The 20,122-nt window shown below is 40.2% G+C and carries 22 protein-coding genes and 1 pseudogene; 22 read left to right on the forward strand and 1 reads right to left on the reverse strand.

Annotated elements, in window-relative coordinates; translation table 11 throughout:
* The first annotated feature begins 240 nt into the window (after positions 1–240).
* The 21 genes and pseudogenes from ACZ9AO_RS08255 to fni all read left to right on the forward strand — a co-directional run bounded on the left by ACZ9AO_RS08255 (position 241) and on the right by fni (position 19,047).
* A complete protein-coding gene (locus tag ACZ9AO_RS08255; RefSeq protein WP_289350386.1) occupies positions 241–1,305 on the forward strand; it encodes a YpbB family protein in 1,065 nt (354 codons plus the stop codon).
* Positions 1,305–2,810 (forward strand): RecQ family ATP-dependent DNA helicase, encoded by a 1,506-nt coding sequence (locus tag ACZ9AO_RS08260; RefSeq protein WP_289322375.1) that lies wholly within the window; start codon positions 1,305–1,307, stop codon positions 2,808–2,810. The genes ACZ9AO_RS08255 and ACZ9AO_RS08260 overlap by 1 nt, the downstream gene beginning before the upstream one ends.
* Complete coding sequence (locus ACZ9AO_RS08265; RefSeq protein ID WP_476108843.1) at positions 2,800–3,426, forward strand: lysostaphin resistance A-like protein; 627 nt, start codon at positions 2,800–2,802, stop codon at positions 3,424–3,426. The genes ACZ9AO_RS08260 and ACZ9AO_RS08265 overlap by 11 nt, the downstream gene beginning before the upstream one ends.
* Positions 3,404–4,156, forward strand: coding sequence for a LysM peptidoglycan-binding domain-containing protein (locus ACZ9AO_RS08270; RefSeq protein ID WP_476108844.1), 753 nt, complete (start codon positions 3,404–3,406; stop codon positions 4,154–4,156). Before ACZ9AO_RS08265 ends, ACZ9AO_RS08270 begins: the two co-directional genes overlap by 23 nt.
* A 142-nt stretch (positions 4,157–4,298) precedes the next feature.
* Positions 4,299–4,757 (forward strand): YpbF family protein, encoded by a 459-nt coding sequence (locus ACZ9AO_RS08275; RefSeq protein WP_034308074.1) that lies wholly within the window; start codon positions 4,299–4,301, stop codon positions 4,755–4,757.
* Positions 4,758–4,851: 94 nt separating this feature from the next.
* Positions 4,852–5,667, forward strand: a complete 816-nt coding sequence (locus ACZ9AO_RS08280; protein WP_476108845.1) for a metallophosphoesterase — start codon at positions 4,852–4,854, stop codon at positions 5,665–5,667.
* 98 nt (positions 5,668–5,765) lie between these two features.
* Positions 5,766–6,659, forward strand: coding sequence for a MerR family transcriptional regulator (locus ACZ9AO_RS08285; RefSeq protein ID WP_476108846.1), 894 nt, complete (start codon positions 5,766–5,768; stop codon positions 6,657–6,659).
* Between the two features lie 91 nt (positions 6,660–6,750).
* Positions 6,751–7,326 (forward strand): genetic competence negative regulator, encoded by a 576-nt coding sequence (locus tag ACZ9AO_RS08290; RefSeq protein ID WP_095389680.1) that lies wholly within the window; start codon positions 6,751–6,753, stop codon positions 7,324–7,326.
* Positions 7,327–7,596: 270 nt separating this feature from the next.
* A complete protein-coding gene (locus tag ACZ9AO_RS08295; protein ID WP_048681753.1) occupies positions 7,597–8,874 on the forward strand; it encodes a Glu/Leu/Phe/Val family dehydrogenase in 1,278 nt (425 codons plus the stop codon).
* 153 nt (positions 8,875–9,027) lie between these two features.
* Entirely contained in the window at positions 9,028–9,996 is a 969-nt protein-coding gene (locus ACZ9AO_RS08300) for a YpdA family putative bacillithiol disulfide reductase (protein WP_034308062.1), read from the forward strand.
* A 27-nt stretch (positions 9,997–10,023) separates the two neighbouring features.
* Positions 10,024–10,986, forward strand: a complete 963-nt coding sequence (locus ACZ9AO_RS08305; RefSeq protein ID WP_476108847.1) for an asparaginase — start codon at positions 10,024–10,026, stop codon at positions 10,984–10,986.
* A 100-nt stretch (positions 10,987–11,086) separates the two neighbouring features.
* Positions 11,087–11,773, forward strand: coding sequence for a glutamic-type intramembrane protease PrsW (gene prsW, locus ACZ9AO_RS08310; RefSeq protein ID WP_251540842.1), 687 nt, complete (start codon positions 11,087–11,089; stop codon positions 11,771–11,773).
* A 136-nt stretch (positions 11,774–11,909) separates the two neighbouring features.
* Complete coding sequence (gene sleB / locus ACZ9AO_RS08315; RefSeq protein ID WP_375541175.1) at positions 11,910–12,734, forward strand: spore cortex-lytic enzyme; 825 nt, start codon at positions 11,910–11,912, stop codon at positions 12,732–12,734.
* 14 nt (positions 12,735–12,748) lie between these two features.
* A complete protein-coding gene (gene ypeB, locus ACZ9AO_RS08320) occupies positions 12,749–14,104 on the forward strand; it encodes a germination protein YpeB (protein ID WP_476108848.1) in 1,356 nt (451 codons plus the stop codon).
* A gap of 217 nt (positions 14,105–14,321) precedes the next feature.
* Positions 14,322–14,513, forward strand: a pseudogene (locus ACZ9AO_RS08325) (flagellar brake protein); the annotation flags it as partial.
* Complete coding sequence (locus tag ACZ9AO_RS08330) at positions 14,490–14,921, forward strand: flagellar brake protein (protein ID WP_476108995.1); 432 nt, start codon at positions 14,490–14,492, stop codon at positions 14,919–14,921. The pseudogene ACZ9AO_RS08325 and the gene ACZ9AO_RS08330, both read left to right, overlap by 24 nt.
* Positions 14,922–14,989: 68 nt before the next feature.
* Positions 14,990–15,175 (forward strand): YpfB family protein, encoded by a 186-nt coding sequence (locus ACZ9AO_RS08335; protein WP_230160259.1) that lies wholly within the window; start codon positions 14,990–14,992, stop codon positions 15,173–15,175.
* Between the two features lie 192 nt (positions 15,176–15,367).
* Positions 15,368–16,042, forward strand: coding sequence for a (d)CMP kinase (gene cmk / locus ACZ9AO_RS08340; RefSeq protein ID WP_251540836.1), 675 nt, complete (start codon positions 15,368–15,370; stop codon positions 16,040–16,042).
* Positions 16,039–16,626, forward strand: coding sequence for a lysophospholipid acyltransferase family protein (locus tag ACZ9AO_RS08345; RefSeq protein WP_476108849.1), 588 nt, complete (start codon positions 16,039–16,041; stop codon positions 16,624–16,626). The genes cmk and ACZ9AO_RS08345 overlap by 4 nt, the downstream gene beginning before the upstream one ends.
* Before the next feature lie 215 nt (positions 16,627–16,841).
* Positions 16,842–17,981 carry a 30S ribosomal protein S1 gene (gene rpsA, locus ACZ9AO_RS08350; protein WP_048681722.1) on the forward strand — a complete coding sequence of 380 codons (1,140 nt, stop codon included), beginning with the start codon at positions 16,842–16,844 and terminating at the stop codon, positions 17,979–17,981.
* A gap of 19 nt (positions 17,982–18,000) precedes the next feature.
* Complete coding sequence (fni, locus tag ACZ9AO_RS08355; RefSeq protein ID WP_251540834.1) at positions 18,001–19,047, forward strand: type 2 isopentenyl-diphosphate Delta-isomerase; 1,047 nt, start codon at positions 18,001–18,003, stop codon at positions 19,045–19,047.
* Between the two features lie 67 nt (positions 19,048–19,114).
* Here fni and ACZ9AO_RS08360 read toward each other — a convergent pair whose 3' ends face one another.
* Positions 19,115–19,246, reverse strand: a complete 132-nt coding sequence (locus ACZ9AO_RS08360) for a YpzI family protein (RefSeq protein WP_251540833.1) — start codon at positions 19,244–19,246, stop codon at positions 19,115–19,117.
* Positions 19,247–19,358: 112 nt separating this feature from the next.
* On the opposite strand from ACZ9AO_RS08360, the gene ACZ9AO_RS08365 reads away from it, so the two are divergent.
* Positions 19,359–19,979: a YphA family membrane protein gene (locus ACZ9AO_RS08365; protein WP_251540832.1), complete on the forward strand. Its 621-nt coding sequence runs from the start codon at positions 19,359–19,361 to the stop codon at positions 19,977–19,979.
* The last annotated feature ends 143 nt before the right edge of the window (positions 19,980–20,122 follow it).

Consider the following 20,122-nt stretch of genomic DNA (forward strand, 5'->3'; position numbering starts at 1 on the left):
GATTATTATCTCTTTCTTATTGTAAGACCGAATGCCAAACTTTTCAATAGAAATTGTATTGATAATAACTATCATGTAGCTGAATGTCAACGAAAAACATCGAAATAATTAACTTGGTCCTTTCTATGTTTCGTCATTTAGTCACATAATTTCCGTTGTATTCATCAATAATAACGGCGGTTTTTGCAGATTTTTGTTACAATGGGTTTATTGGTTAAATGAAACAAGGATGTGAGTCCCATGAATAATTATCTACAGGCCATCATTCTATATGCGATAAAAAAATTTCAAGGTGAGCGCTCCATTTATGCTATATACCATATGCTGCAGGGGAAGAAATCGTCACAAACCATCCAAGATGCCCACTTATTCGGGTTAACGGATATTTTTGGGACAATACCTCGATTTACCCGTCAGCAATTAAATCAAAACATTGAACATTCACTTAAGCATGACTTGATCAATTTAACGGATAAACCAGATGCATATGAAATTAGTTTGCAAGGTGAACGAATGTTGGACGATTACTTTAAAAATAATCCTTTTCCGGAGTATTTAAATGGTTGGAAGTATCACAATATCACCCCTGTTTTTTGGGGAAGGTTAAACTTACTCATTCAAACCATATCCCATATTGTCCACAATGAAAGACGTTTTTATCCGATACAACGAAATCCCAAAATCCAATTCTTCGTAAAGGAATTTTTACATGCCAATCGTCAGGATCGAGCGTTGATTGCCCAACATCTATATGATGAACTGGTATCCCTTTTAGAAGATCAAAGTGATATGAAACGAGACATTTTCATTTTGAAATTGACCGGGATAAACAGGATTGGACTAACGTTTGAACAGATTGCAAAAAGGAAAAATGCGGAAGAAGAGTATGTTCGCTATACATTCCTTGACTCATTGCATCAAATGCTTGCAGAAATGGAAACGGGTAGTGATTACCCTCTCTTATCCTCATTAACCAATGATTGGAAAAGAAGTGGTAATCCTCATTTGACACAATCTACAAAGACTACTTTACGATACATCCAGGAAGGGAAAAACCTCGGTGAAATAGCTGAAATCCGCAGATTGAAAGTCAACACCATCGAAGATCACCTCGTAGAAATTGTTTTATCGGAAAAAGATTTTCCGATTTCCGATTATGTGAAAATCGAGGATGAGAGGGAAATTGCTGAAGCGATTAAGGAACTTGGTACAAAAAAGCTTAAAGCTATCAAGCAGATGGTCGATAATAAACAAATAAGCTTTTTCCAAATAAGACTTGTACTTGCGAAAATAGGTGAGAGATGATGAACATAGAACGAGTCCTCAAAGAAAAATTCGGTTTTGATGAATTTCGTCCTGGACAGAAGGAAGTGGTTGAATCATTGATGTCCGGCCGTCATACATTAGCGATGCTCCCAACCGGGTCAGGTAAATCATTATGTTATCAGCTGCCGGCTTATCTGGTAAATAAGACTGTCATAATTGTCTCCCCGTTATTATCTTTAATGCAGGATCAAGCGGATCAGCTGAAGATGAGCGGCGAAAAAAGTGTATTGACCCTCAACTCTTTTTTGACGCTTAATCAAAAAAGGAAAGCTTTCGATAGGTTACATAGTTACCGTTTTATCTTTTTATCTCCTGAAATGCTGAGCATCGATGGTGTGATAAAATCCTTGAAATCCATAGAAATAGGCTTGTTCGTCATAGACGAAGCACACTGCATTTCACAATGGGGGTACGATTTCCGTCCGGATTATTTGAATTTAGGAGAAGTGAGGCGTGAACTGAATAATCCGTTGACGCTTGCCCTGACGGCAACTGCAACCGATGAGGTCCGGAGGGACATCGTTGTTAAACTTAACATTGGGCAGGCCGAGGAAATGGTCTCATCCGTTGATCGTGAAAATATTGCCATTATTATCGAGCGAATGTTCAGCTATGATGAGAAGCTAGCCCGTGTGCTGGAGCTTGTCAGGAAATTTACCGGAAGCGGAATTATTTATTTTTCCTCTAAAAAAGTGGCGGAATCAGTCGCTGGTTTTTTACAGGATAACGGGATCGATAGTGTCAATTATTATCACGGTGGAATGGAGCAGGAACAAAGGATGCTCATTCAGCAGCAATTCATTTCCGGCCAGTTGAAAATCATATGCGCAACAAGTGCTTTTGGAATGGGTGTGAATAAATCGGATGTCAGATATGTTATCCATTTTCATATCCCGTCCACGATGGAAGCATATCTTCAGGAGATTGGCAGGGCGGGGCGAGACCGGAAACAAAGTGTGGCTGTCTTATTATATAGCGAAGGGGATGAAGGGCTTCCCCTTCATTTGATGGAGCAACAGTTGCCTACGGATTCGCAAATCGATGGTGTATGTTCTTTCCTTAATGAATCACAAAAGAATCTGGCGAATTTGACCCCCTCAGAAAAAGAGCAGCTGTCGCAATCCTTTTCGTTGAACGAAATCCAGCTCCGTTTTTTTACCCAGTTTATTATGGGCAATAACCAGGATCAAGTGGCAGAGATGAAAGAGTATTGTCAAAAGAGGAAAACCAGTAATCAAGAAAAGCTGCATAAATTCCTTCACTGGATATATGCACAGGAATGTCGCCGTTCAGGGATACTGGACTATTTTGGAGAAAAGCATCGGGAAGCGAACCCCATCTGCTGTGATATCTGTGGGATGGATGCCGAAAAAATGGCTGATGTATGGCCGGAAGTAAAGGTGGATCCGGCTAATTCCTTTTCCACTTGGAAAAAGGAATTGGCTTATATCTTACTAAAGAAGGAAAATGGCAATGAAAAATAAGCAAGCTGAATTAATTAAACAACTTACAGATAAACAGTTGCTATATAATTTGTTTCTTACACAAATTATTCTCTTAACGTTAGCCATCTTTTTAGGTATTATTTTATTTAAAGACTGTTCTGCTTTTTTCGACTTATTTATCTTTGGGGACCTGAACATTTTGCTGATTGGTGTTCCTGCTGGAGTCATTGTCGTGTTAATTGACATATTGCTTATGAAAGTGACACCATCTTCCTATCAGGATGATGGCGGTATTAACGAACGCATTTTCAGTAATTTGTCATACCCGATGATATTTGTTATAGCTTTAGTGGTAGCGATAAGTGAAGAAGTATTATTCCGTGGAGTGCTGCAAACACATTTTGGTTTGCTTCTTACGAGCCTCATTTTTGCAGCCGTTCATTATCGTTACCTTTTTAATTGGTTTTTATTTTTAAATGTATTGGTTTTGAGCTTCTTTATCGGGTTTCTATTTGAAATGACTAATAATATCATCGTGACGATTACGGCCCACTTTTTGATTGACTTTATCCTTGGTATTTTAATCAGGAACAAAAAGCAAAGAGGGTTTAGCAAGAAAGGGGGTGACTTGAATGAGCCGGGTGCAAAAGAATGAAAAAGAAAATGATCAGGCTGGTGAACTTCGTTCGCGAATTGAACGCCAGAAGGCTAAGTCATCATTGCCCAAACGGAGCAAAGTCCACCAGAATAAAAAGAAAAAAAGTAAAGTGAAGATTAAACTTCCAATGATACAATTATTAGCGTTATTTTTCATTTTGCTTCCAATTGGATTTTACAGCCTTTATACATATTTTCAGGATAGGCCTTTACCTGTTACTAAAAGTGACCAAGTCGTCTTAAAAGAGGAAGATATAGAATCGATTCCAACTACAGCAACGGCAGAGGACTTAAAGGAAAAAGAGTCGGCAAAGGCTGAAGCGGAGAAAGAAAAAGAAGAAGCTGAGGCTAAAGCCAAAGCGCAGCAGGAAGCTAAGGAAAAAGCCAAGGCACAGCAAGAAGCTGAGGAAAAAGCCAAGGCACAGCAAGAAGCTGAGGAAATGGCCAAAGCGCAGCGAGAAGCTGAGGCTAAAGCCAAAGCGCAGCAAGAAGCTGAGGAAAAGGCAAAGAAATCAGCAGCAGAAAAGAAAAATGTACAAGCCGCTAAACCGGATAAAGAGGGATACAAAGTTGTCTTACATACTGTTCAAGGTGAAGAAACATTATTTCGCATTTCCATGAATTACTACAAATCACAGGAAGGGATTGCTCTGATCAGGGAGTGGAATGGGCTGAATGGCAATGAAATTTCCAAAGGTCAGGTATTGAAAATTCCAATCAAGAAATAATGATGGCACTCTGTCTTTTATAGGCAGGGTGTTTTTAAAATTGTTTGACTCGGTAAGTATGAAGGCAATCGTGTCAGGTACATTATCATTTTTTCCTCTACTCTTTCATATCATGATTTGAAAGAGCAGAGGAGGAAATGCGATGGAATCGACAATCATTTTACTGGATGAGAAAACGGATCAAGCAACAAAACAAATGCTGCAAAATGTCGTGGATCGGAAGAAAAAATTCGAGGCACTTAAAAAGAAGCACCTTCAAAGCTTGTGGGCAACCATGATTGTTGCTGTCCTTTTTATGATTTATCTTTATTTTTATATCGTTGTACCTTATTCCTATTCCTTTTTCAGCATGTTTAGTGTTTTCGTCGACCATTTTAGCCATTTCCTTTTTTTGGCGGCAGCGATTGGTCTATATGGATATATGGTTTTAATTAAAAAAAAGCTAGATAAAGCTGAAAAGGAGTTTCAACTGCTACGCTGTGAAATCATTAATAAAAGTAAGCAATTGTGGGAAAAAGAGGAAGAATGGAAAAATCGCCATAAGGTTTTTGAAATGATGAAGAAGAATTATGATATTAACTTATATCATGAAAATAAATGATGATCGCGTTAAATCATATTTAATTGCGGGTAATACCGTTTTATGGTTATATGAAAGTACGTTTGGATAAGGATGGAAAGAAGGTTTAACGAAGATGTTATGGTTATCTGGATTATTTTTAATCATCATCCTGCTGTCATTTGCCATGATCTTTTACATGTGGCGTACGGCTATGCAAGATAGGGTGGTTTCTCAAGACCTATATTTTAAAGACTTTCCTGAAGGCTTTGGCGATGTGCGGATTTTTTTTATATCCGATCTTCATCGGCGGATCATTGCGGATAAATTGATTGAGGAAACACGTAACAAGGCAGATTTGGTGATAATCGGCGGTGACATTAGGGAAAGCGGGGTTCCCTTAGAACGTGTGGAAAAAAATATTTTGAAACTAAAAGAACTTGGTCCCCTTTATTTTGTTTGGGGTAATAATGATTATGAAGGAGACTTCCATGAACTGGATGCGACTCTTTTGAAACATGGGGTGAAAATCCTTGATAATACAGCTGTTTCTTTTGAGTCTCAGAATGGCAGCAAAATCGCTCTTCTGGGCATTGATGATATATCGGAAGAACGTGATAGGCTTGACCTTGCCCTGTCGGATTGCGGGAATGAAGATTTCCGGATTTTGGTGAGCCATAATCCATTGGTCAAGAAACAGTTGACTCCGGAACACCATATTAGTCTTGTCCTGTCAGGTCACACCCATGGCGGGCAGATACGCATATTCGGATTCGGGCCCTATCAGATCGGAAGTGTTAACAAAGAGGGGGAATGTATATATATGACGAGTAATGGCTATGGGACAAGCGCAGTGCCTTTAAGGCTTGAAGCTAAGCCTGAAACGCACCTCTTCACCCTGAAAAGGGGGACAGACACTGAAATAAGCGAAGCTGTGGAAAAAACCTATTAGGCTGCTTTTAAGCGAGCATACCGGGATTTTACAGACCTTGAAAAATCCACTATAATTTCATCAAATGATCGTACAGTTATTGGAGGCCTTGTAAAACCATGCAAGAAGGTAAATATAATATTAAGGCAGTTTCAAAACTGCTGGACATTCAGTCGGGAACCCTTAGGGCTTGGGAAAGGCGCTATAAATTTATCGAACCTGTCAGGAATGAATCGGGGCACCGGCTGTATACTGAAAAACACCTGCAAATCCTTAAGTGGCTCATTACTAAAACAAAGCAAGGTTTTACAATAAGCCAAGCCGTTTCACTTCTCGAAAGTACTGGCACACTTGCGCCTGAAGTTCCTGAAACGAACCGTAAGGATGAGCAAGCGATTAAGTTAACGGATGAATTAATCGAAGCTCTATTGAATTTCAATGAAAATAAAGCCCATATGCTGATAAGCCAAGCATTCAGTATGTATACAATCGAACAAACCATAGTGGATGTACTCGGTTCAATATTGGTTCAGATTGGGGATAAGTGGGAAAGGGGAGAAATTACTTCCGCTCATGAACACTTTGCGTCGAACATAATAAAATCCAGGATCAGTTCGGTTATGCATACAATTCCGACTAATGGTTTTCTTCCGAAAGCCCTTACCGTTTGTGCTCCCGGTGAAAAACATGAATTTGGACTATTAATCTTCACCATTTTTTTGAAGCGGAAAGGGTATGAAACCATTTATTTAGGAGAATCCATTGCTGATAAGGACCTTTTCACCGTTTTAAACATCATTAAGCCCTCTTACCTATTCATGTCATGTTCACTGAAAGAGAATCTTGCTGGAACATTAAAGCTGGTTGAAGCGTTAATAAAGGATTTTCCGGATTTGAAGGTGGGTATTGGCGGTGCGGCTTTGAGCCTTATTTCTGAAGAAGACCGAACTGCCTTCAGCGGAGTCTTAATGGGGGACACGCAATCGAAATGGGAGGAGTGGCTGAAAGGTTAGCGACGGCCGTCTTAGGAGAAATAATGGATATGCACCCTGCGATCAAGGCTTCATATGATGTATGAAGATGGTAACCAGGGGGCATTTTTTTATGAAGCTGGAACGATTAACTAATAATAAAATCAAGATTTTTTTGACCCTTGATGATTTAATTGATAGAGGCATAACGAAAGAAGATATTTTAGGGAATTCCTTAAAGGTCCACAAGCTATTTCAGGATATGGTCGAAGAAGCGTGCGAAGAACTCAGCTTTAAAATGAGTGGCTCCATTGCAATCGAAATTTTCTCCTTGCCTGCACAAGGGTTGATAATCATTGTGACAAAGGAAGAAGAGGAACTATTGGCAGACGAAGAGGAATTTTTGGATTTACAGGTGAAAATTGATGACTTCCCCCATATTCTTTATGTTTTCGATGACTTTGAAGATATCGTCCAATTATCTCATAGATTATCTTTTCAAGGTTTGCTTAAAAGTACCCTTTATCATTTTGAGGGTAGATACTATTTACTTATCGAAAATGTTAAAGACACGACATATGACACGGTCATATCTCTAGCGGCTGAGTATGGCCATGCATCTACATTGACACTCAGCCGCATCAATGAATATGGAACATGTATAATCGAAAATGAAGCGATACATGTTTTGCTCACACATTTTAGCTGACGTAAGACAAATGAGACAAGGCAGCCGCATTACGGTGAAAAAATGTGGTTTGCCTTTTTTTGTGTCAACTTTCGGCCGAACAAGATATACGGTAAAAGAGTAAGAAAGCAGTTGATATGATAACGTTTTCATTTTTAGAATATTTCCAACTTTTAATTTCCCATTTTTACTCTTGCATAAATGTAACGAAGGTGTATACTAGCACATGAAGAGGACTATTTGTACATTATAATTTTATATACGGATGAGATTTTCTAGGAGGTACTTTTAATGGAATCGGCAAAAGGCAATAGCCATGTAAATGAAGAAGAAAAACACGACGTACTGAGGTCAACCCAAACTGTAATACATAAAGCTTTGGATAAGCTGGGTTACCCGGAAGAAGTTTTTGAGCTGTTGAAGGAACCTTTGCGTTTATTGACGGTGAAGATACCGGTACGCATGGATGATGGATCGGTTAAAATTTTCACGGGTTACCGTGCACAGCATAACGATGCTGTTGGGCCTACAAAAGGCGGTATCCGTTTTCACCCTAATGTAACGGAACGTGAAGTGAAGGCATTATCCATTTGGATGAGTTTGAAATGCGGCATCGTAGATTTGCCATACGGCGGGGGTAAAGGCGGTATCGTTTGTGATCCTCGTAATATGTCATTCCGTGAGCTTGAAAGACTGAGCCGGGGCTACGTTCGCGCAATTAGCCAAATCGTGGGGCCGACTAAAGATATCCCGGCACCTGATGTATTTACAAATTCTCAAATCATGGCTTGGATGATGGATGAATACAGCCGTATGGATGAATTCAACTCGCCAGGATTCATTACGGGTAAACCGCTAGTGCTTGGTGGTTCTCATGGCCGTGAATCAGCCACTGCTAAGGGTGTAACGATCTGTATCAATGAAGCTGCCAAGAAACGCGGCATCGATATTAAAGGGGCACGGGTCGTCATTCAAGGTTTTGGTAACGCAGGTAGTTTCTTAGCTAAGTTCATGCATGACGCAGGAGCTAAAGTCATTGGTATTTCAGATGCATACGGTGCACTCCATGATCCTGAGGGATTGGATATCGATTATCTTCTCGATCGGAGAGATAGTTTCGGAACCGTAACGAAATTGTTTAAAAGCACAATTTCAAATAAAGAACTGCTTGAATTGGAATGTGATATTTTAGTTCCGGCTGCAATCGAAAACCAAATCACTGAAGAAAATGCTGCGGATATCAAAGCATCGATCGTTGTCGAGGCAGCTAACGGACCTACAACAATTGAAGCGACACAAATCCTGACGGATCGCGGAATCCTTCTTGTTCCTGATGTGCTTGCTTCTGCTGGCGGTGTAACGGTTTCTTACTTCGAATGGGTACAAAATAATCAAGGGTATTACTGGTCTGAAGAAGAAGTGGACGAAAAGCTGGAAAAAATCCTTGTAAAATCTTTTAATAACATTTATGAACTTGCTCAATCAAGACGCGTTGATATGCGCCTAGCGGCTTATATGATCGGCGTAAGAAAAATGGCTGAAGCTTCCCGCTTCCGTGGTTGGATCTAAAAGGATTCAAATCAGTATTAATATATAGTTAACATCATGTTCATTGCTTTATCATTGAAATGAATTGTAAAAACTCCTATCATGTATTGATAGGAGTTTTTATTTTTAGACGAACGTATCACATAGTGGATGGAAAGGCAGTGGAGAATAAAGATGAATGTTGAAGAAGTCATTATCATAGGTGGGGGCCCGTGTGGATTGGCTGCTGCGATCGCTCTTAAAGAAGTGGGAATACAGTCCCTGATCATTGAAAAAGGAAATGTGGTTGATTCCATTTACCGTTATCCGACACATCAAACATTTTTCAGTTCGAGTGAAAAACTGGAAATTGGTGATGTCGCTTTTATAATCGAAAACCGTAAACCGGTCCGCAATCAGGCGCTAGCCTATTATAGGGAGGTAGTCAGAAGGAAAGAATTGCGGGTCAATACATTCGAAAAAGTGGAAAAAGTGGAAAAAAGAGAAGATGGCAAGTTTTTAGTCAAGACATCGAAAGGGGACTATACAGCTCTGCATGTGATCATATCGACCGGATACTATGATCATCCTAACTATATGTGCATACCGGGCGAACAGCTCCCTAAAGTGTTTCATTACTTCAAGGAGGGCCATCCCTACTATAATTGTGATGTTGCAGTCATCGGTGGCAAAAACTCAAGTGTGGATGCAGCTTTGGAATTGGTCAAATCAGGAGCAAGGGTTTCAGTCCTTTATAGAGGATCGGATTACTCTCCAAGTATCAAACCTTGGATTCTTCCGGAATTCGAATCATTAGTCCGCAATGGAACGATCAAGATGGAATTTAATGCGAATGTCGACAGGATAACTGAAGACAGCGTGATTTATCATGTAGGTGATGAGGAAAAAGTCATTAAAAATGATTTTGTATTTGCAATGACTGGTTACCATCCTGACCATTCCTTTTTAGCTGCAATGGGCATTACTATTGATAAGGAGACCGGAAGGCCTGCATATAACGAGGAAACGATGGAAACGAACGTTAAAGGTCTTTATATTGCAGGAGTTCTGGCAGCCGGAAATAATGCGAACGAAATCTTCATCGAGAACGGCAGGTTTCATGGTGGATTGATTGCCTATCATTTGGCCGTTAAAGAAAAGTGAATGATATAAATGAGGAGCTGTGACCGTATGGAAAAAATATCATTAATAACGACTGGTGGGACTATTGCCAGTAAAGAAACTGCGAATGGGATGTTGGCCTCTGGTGCATTGACTGGCCATGAGTTGGCATCTCTTTGCGAATTGCCCAGCGATATCGAGGTTAAAGTGGTTGATCTTTTCCAGATTTCAAGCATGTCCATGTCCTTTGAGAAAATGCAGCAGCTTCAATCAGCCATACAAAAGGAATTGGAGGATCCTGAAGTTACGGGAATCGTCGTGACACACGGTACGGATACACTTGAAGAAACGGCATATTTCCTTGATGTCACGAGTAAAGATCAACGTCCAATCGTATTAACCGGCTCCCAACGTTCTCCTCAAGAAGTGGGCACCGATGTATATTCCAATCTAAGGAATTCGATATTATGCGCTGCGAGTGATCTTATTAGGGATGTTGGGGTAGTGGTCGTTTTTAATGAGCGGATCTATTCAGCAAAGTATGTCAAAAAAGTGCATGCTTCCAATTTACAGGGATTCGAATCTTTTGGCTATGGATATTTAGGGATAATTGATAATGATGTCGTGAGCATCTATCAGAAACCTTTACATAGGGAGTGTTATGATATTCAGAATCGCATCCCAAGGGTGGATATCATCAAGTGCCATACAGGAGCTGACGGCCTCTTTATTGATGCTGCGGTTGCAAACGGTGCGAAAGGCATCGTGCTCGAGGGTGTAGGCAGGGGACAAGTCACCCCTGTAATGGTAACCTCCATACAAGCTGCAATCGATAAAGGAATAACGATCATCATGACTACAAGTGCAGAAGAAGGAAAAGTGTACCCTGCTTATGATTATGAAGGCAGCGCATTTGATCTAAAACAACGCGGTGTGATTTTAGGCGCTGATTATGACAGCAAGAAGGCACGAATCAAGTTAGCTGTCATGCTGGCAAGCGAAAACCCTATAGATGAGACTTTCTTTAAGTAATGAAGGATTAAATAAAATATGGAAGAGTTGATTCTTGGATTCAGTTTTTCTTCATTCCATGGTACGATTAAGGAAACGAAGATGAAAAGAGGGTCAGCTAATGCTGGTCATGTTGTCAGCGGCCATTGCGCCAGGATTGGCGCTACTGAGCTATTTCTATTTGAAAGATCAATATGAGACTGAACCGATATCGGTTGTGGTCAAAACATTTATATTCGGTGTTTTTCTTGTATTTCCGATTATGTTCATACAGTATGTGCTCGAAACCGAACATATCTTGAATACGGATTTAGCAAATGCTTTTTTATGGGCTGCACTGCTTGAGGAATTCTTCAAGTGGTTCATACTCATTTACGTTATTTATCAGCATGTGGCATTCGATGAGCCTTATGATGGGATTGTTTACGGAGCTGCAGTCTCCCTTGGATTCGCCACAATGGAGAATATTTTGTACCTGCTGGCCAACGGGGTGGAACACGCTTTTCTCAGGGCCGTTCTCCCTGTATCCAGTCACGCTTTGTTCGGTGTGATCATGGGATATTATTTGGGCAAGGCGAAATTTTCGGCTTCGAATAATAGGGTCTATTTATTTTTGGCATTGATCATACCAATTTCGTTACATGGGGTTTACGATTATATTTTGGTTTCCCAAAAATTTTGGGTGTACTTTATTATGCCATTCATGATTTATCTATGGTGGTTAGGCATGAAAAAAGTAAAGAAAGCACGTTTGTTGTCTGACTTTCACGCAGAAAAACTTTCACAGAATCATTACCTTAGCAAATGACGAATACTATCAAAAAACGGAGTGCTGGCATATTTTGCCCGCTCCGTTTTTTTTATGTTTGGAATAAAAAAGTCAGTAAAGAAGAAAATAGAATTACATTAATTCAAGAAAAAGAGGAGTGTTTTTGATGAAAGGGATTTCGTCAAAATGGAAATGGCTTTTGCTGTTTTCGTGTATAACTATATGTTTCGGAATTTACCCGGAAACAAGAACAAATGCCTTTTCGAGCCAAGTCATTCAAAAAGGTGCGGTTGGAAATGATGTAATTGAACTGCAGGCACGCCTGCAAAACATCGGTTACTATAAGGGAAAGATTGATGGAGCCTATGGATGGGGCACTTATTGGGCACTTCGAAACTTTCAACAAGATTTCGGGCTTCCAATCGATGGTTTAGCAGGGACTACAACAAAACAGAAGTTGGCGAATGCGTCTAATTTCAATAAAGCATGGGTTCATGAGCAAATCAATAAAGGAAACGAGTTCACCTATTATGGGGGAGTCCCCATTGAAAAACAGGTAAAAGCGAAAGGATCTGGAACTGGAGGGACCGCTACCGGAAAGGCCCCTTCCAAACCAACGACATCTGCCAATCTTCCAGGGGGGTATTCTCAAAACGATATACAGCTGATGGCCAATGCCGTTTATGGAGAGGCGCGAGGGGAGCCATATACTGGTCAGGTTGCCGTTGCAGCAGTAATCCTGAATAGGGTGGAAAGTGCTGCATTTCCTAATACCATTTCGGGAGTGATTTTTGAACCTGGGGCGTTTACTGCTGTTGCGGATGGACAGATTTGGCTTACACCGAACGAAAGGGCGAAAGAAGCCGTGGTGGATGCTATCAATGGGTGGGATCCAACCGGTAATGCAGAATATTACTTTAATCCCGATACGGCAACAAGCAAATGGATCTGGTCAAGGGAACAAATTAAAAGAATCGGAAAACATATCTTTTGTAAGTAAAGAGGTGAAGGAAAATGATCAGGAATATAGTGATTGCCCTGCTTGTTGTAGTTGTTGCGGGAACTGCATTCTGGGGTTATCAAGAACATAAGGAAAAAAATGCTGTATTAATCAACGCGGAAAATACGTATCAGCGAGCCTTTCATGATTTAAGCTATCAAGTGGATTTATTGCACGATAAGGTCGGCAGTACTTTGGCCATGAATTCACGTTATTCATTAAGTCCGGCGTTAACAGATGTTTGGCGTATCACTTCCGAAGCCCAAAGTGATGTCGGGCAGTTGCCATTGACCTTGCTTCCTTTTAACAAGACAGAGGAATTTTTATCAAAAATTGCGGACTTCAGTTATAAAACAGCGGTACGGGACCTTGAAAAAGAACCATTGAATGATAAGGAATATGCGACACTGCAATCCTTGTACACACAGGCAGGAGACATCCAGGGCGAGTTAAGGAAAGTGCAGTATCTAGTCCTTAAAAACAATTTAAGATGGATGGATGTCGAAATGGCTCTTGCATCAGGGAATGAAAATTCGGATAACACGATCATTGACGGATTAAAGACGGTAGAGAAAAAAGTATCTGGGTACGGGGAAACGAATGAGATGAACCCGACTTTTACTTCTGCACAACAGAGGGATGAAAACTTCGAAAATTTGCAAGGTGAAACCATTACGAAAGAAGAAGCAATCGCGACAGCAAAAAACTATGCACACTCAAAAAGCAAAAATTTGAAGGTGAATGTGGAAGAAAACGGAAAAGGTTCCGATTATGGATTTTATAGTGTGAGCATCCTCGATAAAGATTCCGATACTGAATTGAATATGGATTTGACAAAAAAAGGCGGTTACCCTATTTGGTATATCAATAATAGAGATGTGAACAAAACAAATATTGATTTGAATCAAGCCTATACAAAAGCCGAAGTCTTTTTAAAGGAACATGATTTCAGTTCACTTGAATTATTTGAAAGTGCTCAATACGATAATATCGCATTATTGAATTTCGTGACATCAGAAAATGGGGTCAAGATTTATCCGGATTCAGTCAAGGTCAAAATCGCATTGGATGATGGATCCGTTATAGGGTTTTCAGCTGATGAGTATTTAAAATCACATAAAACCAGGGAATTAGGGAATCCGAATATATCCGAGAAAGAGGCTAAGGACAAAATCAACAGCAACGTAAAAATAATGGAAGAAGGAAAGGCGTTAATCACCAATGATATTGGTGAAGAAGTTCTTTGTTATGAATTTCTCGGTACAATTAAAGACGATACCTACCGTATTTTCATTAATGCAGATACCGGTCAAGAAGAAAAGGTTGAAAAATTAAAGAATTCCGAACCGGTATACGAGAATTTAATTTAAAAGAATCGTCAATCATAAGTTGTGGGGAAATGTGCTTAGTCACTTTCCCTTTTTCTTATTTCATGACATAATAACTTCATGATTATTGGATTATATGGGGGATTTCATAGGTAATATTATGTGGTTTCCTCCCTATCGAAAAGGACGTGGACGACGATGTTTAAAATTGGTGATATATTAATGCTCGAACCGAAATACACATCACAGAAGGAAAAAGTTCAATTGTATGGTTGTAGAAATGGGGACGGGTTGTTTCTATTCGGACTTTCCCATCGATGAAGAGACTGGGGAAATTGCACTCCTTATGGATGGAACACAGTTCAATGTCACATTTTCCAATGAAGAGCAGGCTGTTTATGTATTCGAGTCTGAAGTGCTTGGAAAAGTGAAAGGTAGAATACCCATGATGCAACTATTGCTGCCCGAACCAGAAACGTTTGTTAAAATCCAGCGGAGGCAATTCGTGCGCCTGGATGTAACCTTGGATACAGCCATTCATCCAGAACATTCCGAGTTTCCCCCTTTTCGCGCATTAACGGAGGATATCAGCGCTGGCGGAGCTTCCATAAGGCTTTTAAAAGGCACTGCTATTCAATCGGTTTCGCAATTATACCTGTGGATGGCGCTTACGATGAAATCAGGTGAGATTCATTATTTAAGGTTAAAAAGCAAAGTCATTCGCGTAACGGAAAAAGAACATGGAAATATGCTGCTGCACGTCCATTTTCTTGAACCTTCAAAAAATGATATACAGACATTAATGAGGTTTATATTTGAAAAGCAGGTGGATTTAAAGAAAAAAGGCTTGCATGTTTAACATGATTGAATGAAAAACAGCGATTCCATCCATACTGCTAATATAAACGGATGGAGGGTGCGGCTTATATGAAAACATTTGAAAGACTATTAATTAAAGTGATCATCATCCAATTGGCCTGCTTATTTTTTTTCCAATTCCTTTTGAGCAGGGAGGATCAAATCTTTGATTTGACCAAGCTCTCGAGGTATGAAGGTGTCTCCAGCAATAATTATACGAAAATCATTGAAACATTCAATGGGACCCATAAGTAAAAGCGGTGATCCGCTTTTTTTTGTAAGAAGATTTTCAATAAAAGAATAACTTATGATGGCTGTAGGGATCAAAAAAGAACAAAGGTGATTTTGAACGTAGACATCCCTTTTATTAATGATTTTCCCGCTAGTTGTGATAAAATGAAAAGGTACTAAATAATCAGCATGATTGTAGGATTCTTGGGAGGATTTATGAAAAAAAAATTATCAGTCGCAATCGATGGACCAGCTGCTGCTGGAAAAAGCACGGTTGCTAAAATTGTTGCAGAAAAGTTCAATTACATATATGTGGATACAGGGGCAATGTATAGGGCCATTACCTATAAGGCCCTTAATCAAAAGATTCGCCTGGATGATGAACAAGCATTATCAGAAGTTCTCATCAATACGGAAATCGAATTAAGACCAAGTGAAAATGGGCAGTTGGTGTTCTTGGATAACGAGGACGTGACAGCCCAAATCAGGAACAATGAAGTGACTGGTTCCGTTTCGGAAGTGGCCAAGCACCGGAGCATCCGGGAGGAATTGGTTCGCAGGCAGCAAATCTTTGGTGAAAATGGCGGTGTCGTCATGGATGGCAGGGACATCGGTACGCATGTGTTACCAAACGCCGAAGTAAAGGTATTTCTAATCGCTTCTGTGGATGAAAGGGCACAGCGGAGGCATCAGGAAAATATATTGAAAGGTTTTCCATCAGATATCGAAAAATTAAGGGAAGAAATCGCAACAAGGGACAAGCTGGACTCCGAACGCGAGGTTTCGCCACTGAAAAAGGCAGCGGATGCTATCGAAATCGATACGACCTCATTATCGATTCAGGAAGTCGCAGAAAGTATCATGTCTTTAATAGAAGAGAGGAAAAGATGACATTGGATTTTTACACATTTGCCAAGAACATCGTAAAAGGCGTTTTAACGCCTTCGTTTAGGGTTAAAGCACTCGGAAAGGAACATATCCCTAAAGAAGGCGGGGTATTGATCTGTGCCAATCACATTGATAATTTGGATCCGCCCGTAGTTGGCATGACGTCTCCAAGGGATATTCATTTCATGGCGAAAGAAGAGTTGTTTCATACACCTGTTTTAAAGGGTATATTACCAAGAGTAAATGCATTTCCCGTGAAACGCGGCAATAGCGATCGGGAATCCCTTAGAAAAGGCTTAAAGCTTTTGAAGGAGGGCAAGGCGATTGGTCTGTTTCCCGAGGGAACCAGAAGCAAGACCGGTGAATTGGGAGAAGGTTTGGCGGGTGCCGGATTTTTCGCGTTGCGGTCTGATGCCGTTATCATACCGTGTGCAATCATCGGCCCATATAAATTTTTACGTCCATTGAAGGTCGTTTACGGTCCTCCAATAAATTTTACCGAATATCGTGAACAGAAAATATCAGCCGATGAAGCCACCAAGATCATCATGGAGCATATTGGGAAATTGATTTCCGAGCATAAATAGTCCTTCATACTTGACAATTTTCTGATTTTGTTAGAATTTATAAAATAAGGGTATTGTTCCTTATTGCCGATGAAAAGGAATATAACTTTATTACTCTAAAAAAAACTGTTTTTATCTTTATTAGGAAAGTGTTTTTATTGAACCACTTTAAATAAAATATGTGGCCGATGAAGAGGAAATTTGCTGATCAGTCATGGGTTAAGGAGGAGTTAGTAATGACAGAAGATATGAACCAAGTAGAAGTGAACGATTACAAAGTTGGGGATCAAGTTAAAGCAACCGTTTCAAAGGTAGAAGAAAAACAGGTCATTGTCGATGTGGAAAACAGCAAGACTGATGGAATCATACCTATCAGTGAGCTTTCAAGCCTGCATGTCGAAAAGGCGTCAGATGCCGTTTCGGAAGGTGATGCATTGGAGCTGGAAGTCATTAAAGTCGAAGAAGAAGCTCTCATTCTATCAAAACGTAAAATTGACGCTCTTAAGGCATGGGATGACCTGGAATTGAAATTTGAAAATGGAGACGTTTTTGAGGCTGAAGTTAAAGATGTCGTCAAAGGCGGGCTTGTCGTAGATCTAGGCGTACGTGGTTTTGTTCCAGCTTCTCTAGTAGAAGACTATTTCGTTGAAGACTTTTCTGATTACAAAAACAAAACTTTAACATTCAAGATCGTTGAGCTTGAGAAAGACAAAAATCGCTTAATCCTCTCACATCGGGCAGTGGTCCAGGACCAAAAGGAAAAGCAAAAAGCAAACGTCTTGGATAAGATTGAAAGCGGGCAAGTGCTTGAGGGTGTGGTCCAAAGGATTACCGATTTTGGTGCGTTCGTGGATATTGGTGGCGTAGACGGCCTTGTCCACATTTCCCAGCTTTCCCATCAGCATGTCGACAAGGCATCCGATGTCGTTTCCGAAGGGGATAAGGTGCAGGTGAAAGTGCTATCCATCGATCGTGATAATGAAAGGATTTCACTTTCCATCAAGGATACCCTTCCTGGACCTTGGGCAGGAATTGCAGAAAAAGCTGCCAAAGGCTCTACACTGGAAGGTATCGTCAAACGCCTTGTTTCTTTCGGTGCATTCGTGGAAATTTTTCCAGGCGTAGAAGGGCTTGTCCATATATCACAAATTTCACACAAGCATATTGCCACACCGCAAGAAGTACTTAAAGAAGGCCAGTCTGTCGAAGTGAAAGTGCTTGAAGTCAATGAAACGGATCAGCGTTTATCATTGAGCATCAAGGAACTTGAAGAACCTCAATCCAATTACAACACATCAGATTATGAGATGCCTGAAGAATCGAAGGGTTTTCAGCTAGGTGAAATGATCGGTGATCAATTGAAAAAACTAAAATAAGATAATAATGGTGATGGCCTTGGAGAGAAAACAACGAAAATTAGATCATATAGAATTTGCGCTTAAGACAGGACAGCAGCATCAAACAGGACTAGAAGATATTTCGTTTATTCACCAAAGCTTACCAGGTATTTCCTTGAATAATGTGAACCTCACAGCAGAAGTTGGCGAACTTGAATTAAGTTCGCCAATTTTTATAAATGCCATGACCGGAGGCGGAGGCCCTGAAACGGAAAAATTGAATGGTGACCTAGCCATTGCTGCAAGGGAAACGGGAATCGCCATGGCGGTAGGATCGCAAATGGCAGCCATCAAGGATCCTAGCCAGCAAGCTTCTTTCAAAGTTGTAAGGAAGGAAAATCCTGATGGTGTGTTGATTGGTAATCTCGGTGGTGAAGCAACAGTCGAACAGGCTAAGCGGGCAAGCGAAATGATCGGGGCCGATGCCCTTCAAATACATATTAACGTCATCCAAGAATTGACGATGCCTGAAGGGGACAGGGATTTTGCGGGTACCCTTTCGAGAATAGAAAAAATCAATAAAACGATCGGAATTCCTGTCATCGTAAAAGAAGTTGGATTTGGAATGAGTATGGAAACGGTGCAGCAATTACATTCCGTAGGTGTTTCAATCATAGATGTAGGCGGGTTTGGCGGAACGAATTTTGCTAAAATCGAGAATGAAAGACGTGCAAAAATACTCGGATATTTTAATGAATGGGGCATCCCGACAGCCGCATCGATTGTCGAAGCGGTAAATGTTTCACCACAGCTTTCAGTCATAGGTTCGGGTGGCATTCAAAGCCCTTTGGAAATTACAAAAAGCCTGGCGCTAGGAGCAAGAGGTGTCGGATTGGCCGGACATTTCCTCAAGCTATATAAAGAGTTGGGCTTGGAACAATTGATTAAAGAAATACATTACATACATGAAGATTTAAAGGTCATCATGACTGCACTCGGATGCGGTAATATCTCAGAGCTAAGAAAATCGAAATTAGTCATCAAAGGAAATACCTATCATTGGTTATCTCAAAGAGGCATTGATTGTTCGGCATATGCTAAATGAATGACCATAAAAAGGAAGCATCTCATTGAAACGAATGGAGATGCTTCCTTTTTGTTCATGGATAGACTTAACTATTCCTTTTTCGTGCCTCTTCAGGGCTTTCCATTTTTGTTGCCCCTTTATGACCCAGTGATTGGTCCCTGTCGGACTCCACCCGTTTACTTTCTTTCAATTTCTTCTCTTGTCGATCTTTTCCCATGTTCACACCTCCTTTTTACATGATAGGGGGAAGGTTTCCTCATTAAATGCCGTGCTTAACGTTTATACTTTGAATAAACAAGCCATAATGTTCCTTAAAGGGGGGACGCTGCATGGATGGAATTATATTTTATTGGATTTCATGGATAGTTTGGGTCATTGTCATGTATTTTATTCCGAAAACGGTTCCCTTTCGTTTTGATTTTCTTTTTCATCTATTAGCCGTAATGGTATTAGCGGGCTATAAACTGGAGGCTCCGTTGGTTTCCGTGCATTTGAGCGGACCGTATCTTTTCTTTATTCTGTGTGTGTATATTAGGAAGAAATCAATCATCAAGATGATGGAACTGATCAGCGGAAGTCTTATTATCACTCTCGCTTATGCGAGTTTTCAACTTTTTTCTTTACTTGATCCGATATGGCTCATAATGAAACCCTCTTATCTTTTGTGTATTTTCCTGAATTATCTTATATTATTACTTTTTAAAAATTGGAAACATCGATTGTTCGTCCTTTTAATTGGGATGCTGCTGGGTGATATCATATATTCCGGATTACTTGCTTACCACTCTTTACCTTATGTGGCCCTTGCTTACGCATGGCATGATAATGCCGTGCTGGTATTGGGAGCAAACATACTGTGGAGAATGTTGGAACTGGTTGGCCAATACATTTATACAATTTCCCATTCGAGATTTTTATCAAAACAAGGAAAAGAGAATTTTAATCAATGAGTATGGAGAAAATTAAAATGGGGTATTAGCTGTTTTATCAAAAGGCAGAAATATAAATGGAACCAATTGGAATTGGAAGGCTTTTATTCATACAATCATTGTTGATTGGCGAGAAATTTGTTACTATAGGATAGTTAGAGGTC

Source organism: Peribacillus sp. TE19612 (assembly GCF_056279465.1).

Bases quoted from the DNA above. Each gene is read 5' to 3' on its own strand.
- prsW (WP_251540842.1), top strand. From the start codon at position 11,087: ATGCTGGTCATGTTGTCAGCGGCCATTGCGCCAGGATTGGCGCTACTG.
- ACZ9AO_RS08265 (WP_476108843.1), top strand. From the start codon at position 2,800: ATGAAAAATAAGCAAGCTGAATTAATTAAACAACTTACAGATAAACAG.
- ACZ9AO_RS08335 (WP_230160259.1), top strand. From the start codon at position 14,990: ATGAAAACATTTGAAAGACTATTAATTAAAGTGATCATCATCCAATTG.
- ACZ9AO_RS08255 (WP_289350386.1), top strand. From the start codon at position 241: ATGAATAATTATCTACAGGCCATCATTCTATATGCGATAAAAAAATTT.
- ACZ9AO_RS08295 (WP_048681753.1), top strand. From the start codon at position 7,597: ATGGAATCGGCAAAAGGCAATAGCCATGTAAATGAAGAAGAAAAACAC.
- cmk (WP_251540836.1), top strand. From the start codon at position 15,368: ATGAAAAAAAAATTATCAGTCGCAATCGATGGACCAGCTGCTGCTGGA.
- ACZ9AO_RS08270 (WP_476108844.1), top strand. From the start codon at position 3,404: ATGAGCCGGGTGCAAAAGAATGAAAAAGAAAATGATCAGGCTGGTGAA.
- ACZ9AO_RS08280 (WP_476108845.1), top strand. From the start codon at position 4,852: ATGTTATGGTTATCTGGATTATTTTTAATCATCATCCTGCTGTCATTT.
- ACZ9AO_RS08260 (WP_289322375.1), top strand. From the start codon at position 1,305: ATGAACATAGAACGAGTCCTCAAAGAAAAATTCGGTTTTGATGAATTT.
- ACZ9AO_RS08285 (WP_476108846.1), top strand. From the start codon at position 5,766: ATGCAAGAAGGTAAATATAATATTAAGGCAGTTTCAAAACTGCTGGAC.
- ACZ9AO_RS08305 (WP_476108847.1), top strand. From the start codon at position 10,024: ATGGAAAAAATATCATTAATAACGACTGGTGGGACTATTGCCAGTAAA.
- ypeB (WP_476108848.1), top strand. From the start codon at position 12,749: ATGATCAGGAATATAGTGATTGCCCTGCTTGTTGTAGTTGTTGCGGGA.
- rpsA (WP_048681722.1), top strand. From the start codon at position 16,842: ATGACAGAAGATATGAACCAAGTAGAAGTGAACGATTACAAAGTTGGG.
- ACZ9AO_RS08360 (WP_251540833.1), bottom strand. From the start codon at position 19,246: ATGGGAAAAGATCGACAAGAGAAGAAATTGAAAGAAAGTAAACGGGTG.
- ACZ9AO_RS08345 (WP_476108849.1), top strand. From the start codon at position 16,039: ATGACATTGGATTTTTACACATTTGCCAAGAACATCGTAAAAGGCGTT.
- ACZ9AO_RS08275 (WP_034308074.1), top strand. From the start codon at position 4,299: ATGGAATCGACAATCATTTTACTGGATGAGAAAACGGATCAAGCAACA.
- ACZ9AO_RS08290 (WP_095389680.1), top strand. From the start codon at position 6,751: ATGAAGCTGGAACGATTAACTAATAATAAAATCAAGATTTTTTTGACC.
- ACZ9AO_RS08365 (WP_251540832.1), top strand. From the start codon at position 19,359: ATGGATGGAATTATATTTTATTGGATTTCATGGATAGTTTGGGTCATT.
- ACZ9AO_RS08300 (WP_034308062.1), top strand. From the start codon at position 9,028: ATGAATGTTGAAGAAGTCATTATCATAGGTGGGGGCCCGTGTGGATTG.